12 protein-coding genes, 2 tRNA genes and 1 rRNA gene are annotated in these 12,359 nt (G+C 35.8%); 14 read left to right on the top strand and 1 reads right to left on the bottom strand.

The genetic code is table 11. The features are described 5' to 3' along the window. Nucleotides 1-73: 73 nt before the first annotated feature. The 8 genes from rrf (at nt 74) to BVF91_RS12790 (ending at nt 5,095) form a co-directional block, all read left to right on the top strand. Nucleotides 74-182: ribosomal RNA gene (rrf, locus tag BVF91_RS12825) — 5S ribosomal RNA — on the top strand. A gap of 7 nt (nt 183-189) precedes the next feature. Then, a tRNA-Asn gene (locus BVF91_RS12820) sits at nt 190-264 on the top strand. Between the two features lie 26 nt (nt 265-290). Next, nucleotides 291-365: transfer RNA gene (locus BVF91_RS12815), tRNA-Gly, on the top strand. A 161-nt stretch (nt 366-526) separates the two neighbouring features. After that, nucleotides 527-769, top strand: a complete 243-nt coding sequence (locus BVF91_RS12810) for a hypothetical protein (RefSeq protein ID WP_013786882.1) — start codon at nt 527-529, stop codon at nt 767-769. A gap of 107 nt (nt 770-876) precedes the next feature. Then, the gene (gene ymfI / locus BVF91_RS12805; RefSeq protein ID WP_085113744.1) at nt 877-1,614 is read left to right on the top strand and encodes an elongation factor P 5-aminopentanone reductase; all 738 of its coding nucleotides are present in this window, start codon (nt 877-879) and stop codon (nt 1,612-1,614) included. A gap of 204 nt (nt 1,615-1,818) precedes the next feature. After that, entirely contained in the window at nt 1,819-2,853 is a 1,035-nt protein-coding gene (locus tag BVF91_RS12800) for a nucleotidyltransferase family protein (RefSeq protein ID WP_085113743.1), read from the top strand. A 14-nt stretch (nt 2,854-2,867) separates the two neighbouring features. After that, nucleotides 2,868-4,046, top strand: coding sequence for a glycosyltransferase family 4 protein (locus BVF91_RS12795; RefSeq protein WP_085113742.1), 1,179 nt, complete (start codon nt 2,868-2,870; stop codon nt 4,044-4,046). Nucleotides 4,047-4,063: 17 nt separating this feature from the next. Then, complete coding sequence (locus BVF91_RS12790; RefSeq protein WP_085113741.1) at nt 4,064-5,095, top strand: beta-L-arabinofuranosidase domain-containing protein; 1,032 nt, start codon at nt 4,064-4,066, stop codon at nt 5,093-5,095. Here the strand turns inward: BVF91_RS12790 and BVF91_RS12785 are convergent, their stop codons facing one another. Continuing rightward, nucleotides 5,096-5,818, bottom strand: a complete 723-nt coding sequence (locus BVF91_RS12785) for a pseudouridine synthase (protein WP_085113740.1) — start codon at nt 5,816-5,818, stop codon at nt 5,096-5,098. It lies immediately after the preceding gene. A gap of 227 nt (nt 5,819-6,045) precedes the next feature. Here BVF91_RS12785 and pflB point away from each other — a divergent pair, with 227 nt between their 5' ends. The 6 genes from pflB (at nt 6,046) to BVF91_RS12755 (ending at nt 12,226) form a co-directional block, all read left to right on the top strand. Beyond that, the gene (gene pflB / locus BVF91_RS12780; RefSeq protein WP_085113739.1) at nt 6,046-8,274 is read left to right on the top strand and encodes a formate C-acetyltransferase; all 2,229 of its coding nucleotides are present in this window, start codon (nt 6,046-6,048) and stop codon (nt 8,272-8,274) included. 28 nt (nt 8,275-8,302) lie between these two features. Next, a complete protein-coding gene (gene pflA, locus BVF91_RS12775) occupies nt 8,303-9,031 on the top strand; it encodes a pyruvate formate-lyase-activating protein (RefSeq protein WP_085113738.1) in 729 nt (242 codons plus the stop codon). Between the two features lie 97 nt (nt 9,032-9,128). After that, entirely contained in the window at nt 9,129-10,025 is an 897-nt protein-coding gene (locus BVF91_RS12770) for an MBL fold metallo-hydrolase (RefSeq protein ID WP_085113737.1), read from the top strand. Nucleotides 10,026-10,224: 199 nt separating this feature from the next. After that, nucleotides 10,225-11,067 carry a fumarate hydratase gene (locus tag BVF91_RS12765; protein WP_085113736.1) on the top strand — a complete coding sequence of 281 codons (843 nt, stop codon included), beginning with the start codon at nt 10,225-10,227 and terminating at the stop codon, nt 11,065-11,067. Between the two features lie 23 nt (nt 11,068-11,090). Then, the gene (locus BVF91_RS12760; RefSeq protein ID WP_085113735.1) at nt 11,091-11,648 is read left to right on the top strand and encodes a Fe-S-containing hydro-lyase; all 558 of its coding nucleotides are present in this window, start codon (nt 11,091-11,093) and stop codon (nt 11,646-11,648) included. Between the two features lie 14 nt (nt 11,649-11,662). After that, complete coding sequence (locus BVF91_RS12755; RefSeq protein ID WP_085113734.1) at nt 11,663-12,226, top strand: uracil-DNA glycosylase; 564 nt, start codon at nt 11,663-11,665, stop codon at nt 12,224-12,226. Nucleotides 12,227-12,359: the final 133 nt, after the last annotated feature.

Raw genomic sequence — 12,359 nt, 5'->3', positions numbered from 1 at the left:
TTTGATAAGCGAAATTTGTGAGCGTTGATAAGATTTTTTCAGAAGAATATGCAAAGAAAATGAACGAAAGATTTCCGGTGGCAATAGCGGAGGTTAAAAACCCGTTCCCATACCGAACACGGAAGTGAAGCCCTCCAGCGCCGATGGTACTGATTTCTCGGGAGAGTAGGTCGCTGCCGGATAATATATTCCTCAGTAGCTCAATGGTGGAGCAACCGGCTGTTAACCGGTAGGTTGTAGGTTCGAGCCCTACCTGAGGAGCCATTTTTGTATTTAAAAAAGAATATTTTGCGGATGTGGCTCAGTGGTAGAGCATCGGCTTCCCAAGCCGAGGACCGCGGGTTCGAATCCCGTCATCCGCTCCAGTGATATCAAGATTCCAGTCAATGGGATCTTTTTTATTTTATCTTATTTGTTGATTTTTTTTATTAAGTATTTTTTAAATATGCCTTTTTAATTTCATGTCTTAAAAGATGCGGGACAAAATATAATGTTATTAGAAATATTTATTTAGGGGGATTTTATTATGGATGTTTACGACGTGTCGTTGATACCTTTGATAATAGGTTTGGTAGAGGTAGTAAAACAAATTGGCTTACCTAAAAAATATTCAGCATTGATTTCGTTGATATTTGGAATAGCTTTAGGAATACTTTACATAGCTCCCGGCGATATTTTAAAAGGAATACTACTGGGAACTGCCATGGGTCTTGGAGCATCTGGCCTTTATAGCACTACAAAAAATACAGTAGAGGCCATAAAAAAATAACCACAAAAGGTGTATGAGTGCTTCATACACTTTTTTTCTATTGATTTTTGTTTTACTTTTGTATAACCTATCTATAAGCGGCTTAATTTATTAAAGGAGATGTTTTTATGTTCAGTGGAAAAGTTGTCGTTGTTACAGGTGGTTCTGGAGGCATTGGTTCATCTATATGTAAAGAAGTAGCAAAATTAGGTGGATGTGTGGCAATTCATTACAATACAGATTACGATAGTGCATGTAGTTTAAAGAATTATATAAAAAGTAACTTAGGATATGCAGATGTATTTAAAGCAGACATTAGAAATAGAGAAGAAGTAGAAACGATGATGAAAAATGTAGTTGATAGATTTGGTCGCATAGATTATTTGGTCAACAATGCTGGTGTTTCACAAATTAAGCCTTTTATGGATGTATCAGCAGAAGATTGGAGATACATGATGGATGTGAATTTAAATGGCATGTTTAATTGTACGCAAAGCGCTTTAAAGTACATGTTAAAAAGTAAAAAAGGTGCTATTGTGAATGTTTCATCCATGTGGGGAATATACGGCGCATCTTGTGAAGTGCCATATTCTGCTTCAAAGGGTGCTATTATAGCTTTTACAAAAGCATTGGCAAAAGAATTGGGACCATCAAATATAAGAGTTAATTGTGTTGCACCTGGGGTAATCGAAACAGACATGAATAAAGACTTGTCAGATGATACACTTAAATATCTGTCGACAAGAACTTCTCTCGAAAGGCTTGGGATGCCAGATGAAGTCGCTAAGGCAGTGGTTTTTTTGCTATCGGATCAATCTTCATTTATAACAGGTCAAGTATTGACTGTAGATGGAGGTTTTGTATAAAGTCTTTTAACGTTTACAATCCTTTGACCCTCTTGACTTATGGAATTAAAAGGATTATAATTTTAATTGTTAGCAGCCGTTTATATAGAGTGCTAATACTACTGATGTATCTTCACATTTAACTCACATTGTACTTTGATTGCGACACGTTTATAAATTCTAATTGTTAAACAAAAACTAAATATTGACGAAGGGGGAATTCGAATGAAAGCATTATTGCTGGCAGGAGGATTAGGTACAAGGCTAAGACCTCTGACGAATTTTCTTCCTAAACCTATGGTACCAATAATGGGTAGACCATTATTAGAATCTACCATTTTAAGACTTAAGAATCAAGGTGTAGACGAAGTTGTAATAAGCACATGCTATAAATCTAATCATATTGAGAATTATTTTAAAAATGGTGAAAAATTAGGGGTAAAAGTTTCATTCATCAAAGAAGACATACCGCTGGGAACAGGCGGAGCTATAAAAAATGCTGAGGAATTTTTCGACGATACTTTCTTAGTGCTAAATTCAGATATTATATGTGATATCGATATTAGAAGTCTTGTGGAGCATCACAAGTCAAAAAAAGCATTAGCTACTATTGCAATGACTAAAGTAGAGGATCCCTCGCAATACGGCGTGATAGAATATGACGATAATGATTACATTACAGCGTTTAAAGAAAAACCAAAACCATACGAGACTAATTCAAAATGGATAAATGCAGGAATATACGTGTTTGAACCGCAGCTATTAAATGAAATCCCCAAAGATGAAGTGGTATCGATAGAAAGGGATACATATCCAAAACTTTTATCAAAAGGTTATAAAATGGCTGCGTATAGGTATGACGGGTATTGGATAGACATAGGAACAATTGAAAAGTACAAAAAAGTCCACTTTGACATATTAAAAAAGTATTGCAAATACGTTGACATAAATGATCATGATACTAAGCGTAGAAAAATCACAATCGATAATTCTGTAAAAATTGTTGAGCCTGTTTTTATAGGAAGTAACGTCAAAATAGATGCCAAAGCAGAGATAGGTCCGTATGCGATTATAGGCGATAATACGCGTATAGGTCCTAACAGCATCATAAGACACAGTGTTTTATGGGACAATGTCAAAGTCAAAGGAAATGTAAATTTGATAAATGCTGTCGTAGCTTCAAATAGCGTGATAGATGGCATGAGGAAAATTGAAGATGAAGTTTATGCAAATGACATTAACGATTATGCTGTAAGTTGATGGAGGTGTTATGAATGGTAAAGAATAAAGAAATAAACATTTCGTTTTTGAGTACATTTCCGCCGAGAGAATGCGGCATAGCTACATTTACACAAGATTTGGTAAATGAGCTTAAAGATATTAAAATTATAAATGAACCAAAAGTGATTGCGATAGACGATAAAGAATATGATTATGGTGATGATGTTATTTATAGGCTTAAGCAACACGACCGAAATAGCTATTTAGAACTTGCGAATAAATTAAATGATTCATTAATTGATTTGTTAGTCATCGAGCATGAATATGGAATTTACGGCGGTGAGTGGGGCGAATATATTTTAGACCTTGTAGACAATTTAAAAGTGCCTTATGTCGTAACTCTTCATACGATATTGTCTAACCCACTTGATAAGCAAAAGCACATTTTAAAAGAATTGTGTACAAAGAGCAAAAGAGTTGTCACTATGGCCAAAAACACAATTCCACTTCTTGTCAATTTATATGGTGTTGATGAAAGAAAAATCGTAGTATTGCCTCACGGAGTTCCAAATCTGCCAACGCTGTCCAGTGAAAGTTTGAGAAAGAAATACAACATTGATGCAGGAAAATTCGTCGTAAGCACATTTGGACTGATAAGTCCTGGAAAAGGGTTAGAATATGGCATAGAAGCCATAGCAAAAGTTAAGGAAAAATATCCTGATATATTGTACCTTATATTGGGTCAGACACATCCTAATATAGTCAAGTCAGATGGGGAAGTTTACAGAGATTTTCTTGTAAGGAAGGTAAATGAGCTAAATCTAAACGACAATGTAAAGTTTGTCAATAAATATCTGACAAAAAGGGAGATCGTAGAATACTTAAAGCTTTCTGATGTATATTTGACGCCATACATTGGCAGAGAACAAGCGGTTAGTGGAACATTGGCATATGCTGCAGGCTTAGGAAAATTAGTTGTGTCAACACCATACAAATACGCTGAAGAAATTTTAAGCGATGGAAGGGGATTGTTGGCGGAATTTAAAAATCCTGATTCTATAGCAAACTGCATAAATTTTGCCATAGAAAATCCCCACGAAAAGCAAATCATGGAGGAGAAGATAAAAGTTTATGGAAAAACGATGATGTGGGACAACGTTGCATTAGAATATGTTGAATTGTTCTTGAGAATATTTGAAGATTTAGAGGATGATGCAAAAGCAGCAGTATAAACAAGGAGGGACGTACTGTGGACGGCAAAAAAATGTTTAACCATTTGTTTATACTGACAGATGATACAGGTATGATGCAGCACTCTATTGGCTCTGTCCCTAATCCTAAATATGGGTATACGACGGACGACAATGGAAGGGCTTTGATAGCCTGTACTATGATGTATGAAAAGTACAAAGATGATGTGTATATTGACCTTATCAAAAAATACTTGTCATTTTTGATGTACGCACAAGAACAAGACGGACATTTTAGAAATTTCATGTCTTTCGATAGGAAATTTATTGATGAAGATTTTTCAGAAGATTGTTTTGGCAGGTGCATTTGGGCTTTAGGGTATTTAATAAATGCAGATATAGATGAAAGGGTAAAGTTGTCTGCGTATAAGATGATTGAGAAATCACTGCCTTTAGTGGATACTCTAAATTACATCAGAGGTAAAGCATACACCTTGATAGGCTTATACTATGTTTACAATTCTTTTAAGAATTTAGACAAAGATTTTGTCAGAAAAAAGATGGATAAATTGGCGTACAATATCATTGAGGGGTACGAAAAAAATTCAAGTGAAGATTGGCAGTGGTTTGAAGATGTAGTGTCATACGATAATGGAATCATTCCATTATCGCTTTTAAAGTATTTTTCAATCGCTAAAGATGAAAAAATTCTGGATGTCGCTTTAAAGACAGTCGATTTTTTGGATAGTGTTTGCTTTAAAAACGGCTATTTTAAAGCTGTTGGATGCAAAGGATGGTATAGAAAAGGCAAAGACATTGCAGAATATGATGAACAGCCTGTAGAAGCGTATACGATGGCTCTCATGTATATAGATGCTTATAAATTGACAGGCGACGAAAAATACAAAAAAAGGGCCATAGACTGTGACAAATGGTTTTACGGAAAAAACTCAAAAGGGTTAAGCTTATACGACGAAGATAGTGGAGGCTGCAGTGATGGCATAACGGAAGATGGCGTAAATAGCAATGAAGGAGCTGAAAGCCTTATATCGATTATGATATCCCACTGTGCAACTGGTCAATTGAAATAGCTATTCAATTGACTTAAGCAATTTTATTTCTTCTTCATTTAATTCCCGCCATTCCCCTTCTTTTAAATTTTCATCTAATTTTAATTGACCTATTGAAAGCCTTTTTAAGTAGATGACCTTCGAGCCTATCGCTTCAAACATTCTTTTTATTTGATGATATTTCCCCTCTCTGATTGAGATATTTACTTTTGAGATAGTGCCTGAAGATATTATTTCCAGTTTTGCAGGCATAGTCTTATAACCATCGTCTAATAATATGCCTTCTGAAAACAAAGACACGTCATCTTCGTCGATAAAGCCTAAAACTTCTGCATAGTATTTTTTAAAAACATGCTTTTTTGGCGATAAAAGCTTATGTGACAGTTCTCCGTCATTTGTGATTAAAAGCAATCCTTCTGTGTCTTTGTCAAGTCTTCCTGCTGGAAAGACCTTTCTTGATTTTATATGGTGTGGCAAAAGGTCTACAACGGTTCTTTCTGATGGGTCATAAGTTGCGCAGATGACGCCTTTGGGTTTGTTCATCATTATATATATGTATTCTTTGTATAAGACTTTTTCACTTCTAAATGTGATGACGTCTTTGTCAGGTTGTATTGCAAAACCAGGGTCATTGATTATCACATCATTTATTGAAACAAGGCCTTCTTTTATAAAATTTTTAATCTCTTTCCTTGTGCCATATCCCATATTTGATAAAAGCTTATCTATTCTCATCTTTGGCATCTTAGATTCCTCCTAAACAGTATAACTGTGCTCCTTACTAAATTATATCCCAAAAACATAAAATTTGTATCAAAATGTGATATATGTCATATTTTTTACACTTTGATAGTGATACAATGAGGTTGATGTTTCAAGATAATAAATTTTCTGAAGTGTATACAGTATATTGACTACAAAGAACAAAACAGCTATAATAAAACCATAATAAATCATTAGGGGGAATAAAGATGATTAGCGAATGGCGCGGGTTTCAGGAGGGCAAGTGGCAAAAGACTATTGACGTTCAAGATTTCATACAGAAAAATTACACGTTATACGAAGGTGATGACAGCTTTTTAGAGGGACCTACAGAAAAGACTATTAAGCTTTGGAATAAAGTTCTCGAGCTAATGAAGGAAGAATTAAAAAAAGGTGTATTAGATATCGATACAAAAACTGTATCGTCTATAACATCCCACGATGCGGGGTATATAGACAAAGATCTTGAGGAAATAGTTGGATTGCAGACAGACAAACCTCTTAAAAGAGCTATAATGCCTTATGGTGGCATAAGGATGGTCAAAAAAGCTTGTGAGGCTTATGGATATAAAGTCGACCCAAAAGTAGAAGAAATATTTACGAAGTACAGAAAGACCCACAATGATGGTGTGTTTGATGCATATACTCCGGAAATAAGGGCAGCAAGACATGCCGGTATAATAACAGGTCTTCCAGATGCGTATGGCAGAGGAAGAATTATTGGGGATTACAGGCGAGTCGCACTTTACGGAATAGACAGACTCATAGAAGAAAAGGAAAAAGAAAAACTTGAACTTGATTACGATGAATTTGATGAAGCAACTATTCGATTGAGAGAAGAACTGACAGAACAGATAAAAGCGTTAAACGAAATGAAGGAAATGGCTTTAAAGTATGGCTATGATATATCAAAACCTGCAAAAAATGCAAAAGAAGCTGTGCAGTGGACATACTTTGCCTTCCTTGCTGCTATAAAGGAACAAAACGGTGCGGCTATGTCGCTGGGCAGAGTATCTACTTTTCTTGACATATACATTGAAAGAGATCTTAAAGAAGGTACATTGACAGAGAAACAGGCGCAAGAGTTAATGGATCACTTTGTCATGAAGCTTAGAATGGTAAGGTTCTTAAGGACTCCTGATTACAATGAGCTATTTAGCGGCGATCCTGTTTGGGTCACCGAATCAATTGGCGGTGTAGGCGTAGACGGAAGACCTCTTGTAACTAAAAATTCATTCAGGATTCTAAACACATTGTATAATTTAGGTCCTGCACCTGAGCCAAACTTGACAGTTTTATGGTCTAAAAATCTTCCTGAAAACTTTAAAAGGTTTTGTGCCAAGGTATCTATAGATACCAGCTCTATTCAATATGAAAATGACGACTTAATGAGGCCAATATACAATGATGACTACAGTATTGCTTGCTGTGTATCAGCCATGAAGACGGGAGAACAGATGCAATTTTTTGGAGCAAGGGCGAATCTTGCGAAGGCGCTACTATATGCCATAAATGGCGGTGTCGATGAAAGGTATAAAACACAAGTGGCACCAAAATTTAATCCTATAACGTCTGAATATTTAGATTACGATGAGGTAATGGCAGCATACGACAATATGCTGGAGTGGCTTGCGAAAGTGTATGTTAAGGCTATGAATATAATACACTACATGCACGATAAATACGCTTATGAAAGATCCCTTATGGCTTTGCATGATAGAGATATCGTAAGGACGATGGCGTTTGGAATCGCAGGTCTTTCTGTTGCGGCAGATTCTTTAAGTGCCATAAAGTATGCCAAAGTAAAAGCCATAAGAGATGAAAATGGCATAGCGGTAGATTACGAAGTGGAAGGTGATTTCCCTAAGTTTGGCAATGACGATGACAGGGTTGACTCAATAGCAGTTGACATTGTGGAAAGATTTATGAATAAGCTTAAGAAGCATAAGACTTACAGAAACTCTATACCAACACTGTCTGTTTTGACAATTACATCAAATGTTGTGTACGGCAAGAAGACAGGTGCAACGCCTGACGGAAGAAAGGCAGGAGAACCTTTTGCGCCAGGTGCAAACCCAATGCATGGCAGAGATACAAAAGGTGCCATAGCATCAATGAATTCAGTATCAAAAATACCTTATGACAGCTCGTTAGATGGTATATCATATACATTTACGATTGTACCAAATGCACTTGGCAAAGATGACGAAGATAAAATTAATAATCTTGTGGGACTATTAGATGGATACGCATTTAATGCAGGACACCATATAAATATCAACGTTTTAAACAGAGACATGCTGCTTGATGCTATGGAGCATCCTGAGAAATATCCACAGCTTACTATTAGGGTTTCAGGGTATGCTGTCAACTTCAATAAATTGACGAGAGAACAACAATTGGAGGTCATATCCCGCACGTTCCACGAATCCATGTAATTCAAATTTTATGTAAAGGTGATGTGTCATGGTTATGGGGAAAATACATTCAATAGAAACATGTGGTACTGTAGATGGGCCTGGCATAAGGTATGTAGTCTTTATGCAAGGCTGTCCTTTAAGGTGCGCTTATTGCCATAACCCTGACACATGGGATTATAGCGGTGGTAAAGAAGTATCGACAGATGAAATATTTAATGATGCAATAAGATATATACCTTACATGAAGGCATCAGGTGGTGGTGTGACGCTGACAGGTGGAGAACCTACATTGCAACCTGAATTTTGCGAAGATCTATTTAAAAAGCTTAAAGCATCTGTCATACACACGGCATTAGACACCTCAGGATATGTGAATATAGATAAAGTGAAAGGACTTGTAAAATACACCGATCTTTTTTTGCTTGATATAAAACACATTGATGATGAAGGCCATAAAAAGCTTACAGGAGCTTCGAATAGAAAGACTTTGGAGTTTGCAAAATACCTTTCTGATGAAGGCAAAAAAATGTGGATAAGGCATGTAATAGTGCCTGGAATAACAGATGATATGGAAGAGATAAAGAAATTGGCTGATTTCGTTTCATCGTTGAAAAATGTAGATAGAGTTGAGATACTTCCGTACCACAAAATGGGTGTGTATAAATATGAGGCACTTGGGATACCATATAGTTTGAAGGGAATAAATCCTCCTGACACATCAAAAATAGAAGAGATAAAAGAAGAATTTAGAAAAAGAGATATAAAAGTAGTCTAAAAGCCTCATGATGGGTATCATGGGGCTTTTCCTTTGAACTGGCTTGATAAAAGGTGTAAAATTATCATGTAATGATGTGATTTTTGGGGGTAATCGCATGAATTTAAATAAGATAAATAGAAATACGTACTACATCGATAATCCTACAAATATAGGTGTTTATTCCTATAAAAACAAAAATTGTCTATTAGTAGATACCGGTATAAACAATGGGCAAGCAAGAAAGATCGACAATGTATTAGCAGAAGGTGGTTTACATCCCAAATATATTATAAATACTCACAATCACATGGACCACTGCGGCGGTAATATGTACTTTAAGACTCAGTACCCTGGATGCGAAATCTATACATCAAATAAGGAGCGATTATATATAGAAAATCCAGAGTTAAGAGATATGGTACTATTTTCTTCATGCCCAATAAGAGATCTTGATACGACTAATAAAACATTTTCTGTTGATTTTGTCCTTGATTATGGTATCTCAAAAATTGGCGATGAAAAATTTGATATAATATCTTTGGTGGGGCATTCAATAGATCAAATCGGTGTCATTACACCCGATAGAGTATGTTTTTTGGGAGATAGCGTATTTAGTGAGGATACAATAAAAAAATATTCACTTCCATATTTGTTTAATATAGAAAAAAGCGTAGAAACCTTAAAAAAGTTAAAAGAGGTTGATGCAGACTATTTTGTAATAAGTCACATAGATAGAGTGCTTAACAAGGATGAGCTTGATGCACTGATAGAAAAAAATATTTCAAATATAGAAGATAATATTGAAATTATACTGGAATTATTGGAACAACCTCATACAAGGGAAGGATTGCTGCAAAACTTAGTAATATTAAATGATCTGCCATTAAATTTTACCCAGTATTATATTTATTTTTCATCGGTTTCCGCATTTTTGAGCTATTTAAGAGATAAAAAACTTATCGATTATTCAATAGAAAACGGAGAAATATATTTTTATAGAAAGGCTGTTTGAATAGATTTTTGGAATATAATGAAAGGATTATTTGCAGGAAAGACTTTAATGGAAAAGTTGTAATAGTGACTGGAAGTGGGCATGGTGGTATGACAGTAAAAATGATATATGTGTAAAACCCTTTTGCAAAATCTAATGTTGTAGTATTATTATTTTAATGACATTGTATAGCTTTTTTATTTAGTAATGAGGTGTGCTTATGAGAGAAATAAAAGCAGATGATGTAAAAAAGGCTGTAGAGCTTTTGTGCATTAAAGCTAATTACAATTTGCCAGACGATGTGTTAAATACACTGAAGGAGAAAATTCGCGAGGAAGTTAGCGAAACAGGAATAGAAATATTGACTAGTATAATTGAAAATGCTGAGATAGCCAAGGCAAAAGAAATGCCAATATGTCAAGACACAGGCATAGCTGTGATTTTCGTTGAGGTAGGACAAGATGTTCATATTGTGGATGGTACATTAAAAGATGCTATACAAAACGGTGTTAAAGAGGGGTATCTTAATGGGTATTTAAGGAAATCAATTGTGATGGATCCGTTTGTACGTATCAATACAAATGACAATACACCGCCGATTGTGCATTATGATATTGTAGATGGCGACAAGCTGAAAATCACAGTTGCGCCCAAAGGAGCCGGAAGTGAAAATATGAGTGCACTAAAGATGATGAAGCCTTCTGATGGCATTGAAGGGGTAAAGAAGTTTATAATTGATACAGTTGAAGCGTCAGGTCCCAATGCGTGTCCACCGCTTGTAGTAGGCGTTGGAATAGGTGGCAATTTTGAGTATGCACCATTGTTGGCTAAAAAAGCCCTTTTAAGGCCTATCGATCAAAGAAGCAGTGACAGTGATGTGAGGGCATTAGAAGAAGAACTTTTATTAAAAATAAACGGACTTGGCATAGGACCGCAAGGATTAGGAGGAAGGATAACAGCTTTGGCAGTAAACATCGAAAAATATCCTACCCATATAGCAATGCTACCTGTGGCTGTAAATATATCCTGCCATGTTACGAGACATGCTACAGCTATATTATAAACATATAAAATGTGGAGGAGAAAATGTATAAAAAGATAAATACGCCTTTAATAGAAGAAATTGTAAAAGATCTCCGTGCTGGCGATACTGTATTGATTACAGGCAAAGTTCTTACTGCAAGAGATGCAGCACATAAAAGAATGATAGAATCTTTAAATAATGGGGGAAAATTGCCCGTTGATGTAAAAGATCAAGTGATTTACTACGTAGGACCTTGCCCTGCAAAACCTGGTCAAGTTGTAGGAAGCTGTGGACCTACAACAAGTGGAAGGATGGATGCTTATACGCCAAAGCTTTTAGAGGTTGGTTTAAAAGGCATGATTGGAAAAGGCTATAGAAACAAAGATGTGGTTGAGGCAATGATGAAGTATCATGCCGTTTACTTTACAGCTATAGGAGGCGCTGGTGCTTTATTATCTGAAAGAGTAGTAGATTCAAAGGTTTTGGCTTATGAAGACTTGGGACCGGAGGCCATACATCTTTTTACCGTGGTGGATTTCCCTGCAATTGTCACAATCGATATGTATGGCAATAATCTTTATGAAACAGAAAGAGACAAATACAAAAAAAGGAATTACTGAAAAGGGTGGTTTTGATGTCACTATTACCGCTGAAAGAACTTATAGAGCAATGTATGAATTGCACCAAATGTCCGCTGCACAATGTCAGAAATAATGTTGTGTTTGGCGAAGGAAATTTAAAGTCGAAAATCATGTTTGTAGGTGAAGGACCTGGACGAGACGAGGATTTGCAAGGACGTCCTTTTGTAGGAAAAGCGGGGCAATTGCTAAATAAGATGCTGGAAGCAATAAATTTAAAAAGAGAAGATGTATATATTGCCAATATTGTAAAATGCAGGCCGCCTAACAATAGAGTGCCGCTTCAGAGTGAAGTAGATGCATGTTTACCATATCTTAGAAATCAAGTTGCAATAATAGCTCCCAAAATCATAGTATGCTTAGGTGCTACGGCTGCAAAAGCCATAATTGATAAAGATTTTAAGATAACAGTCATGAGAGGACAGTGGTTTGAAAAGAAAGGCGTGAAGATAATAGCCACATATCATCCAGCGGCACTTCTAAGAGATCCGGAGAAGAAGTATCCTGCTTGGGAAGACTTCAAATCTATTAGAGATGAACTGGATAGGTGTAATCAATAGTATATAGAAGCATTTTGAAGCATTCTCGAGTTATTTATATGTAATTGTGTTATATTAAAGTTAATGAAGCTTGAATAAGAATTTAAAACGTGGTATATTAACATACGTCGCTTCTTTGAGGAGCGAATAAAGA

It is taken from the genome of Thermoanaerobacterium sp. PSU-2, assembly GCF_002102475.1.
Classification (GTDB): domain Bacteria; phylum Bacillota; class Thermoanaerobacteria; order Thermoanaerobacterales; family Thermoanaerobacteraceae; genus Thermoanaerobacterium.
This window is presented reverse-complemented; position numbering and strand designations above follow the sequence as displayed.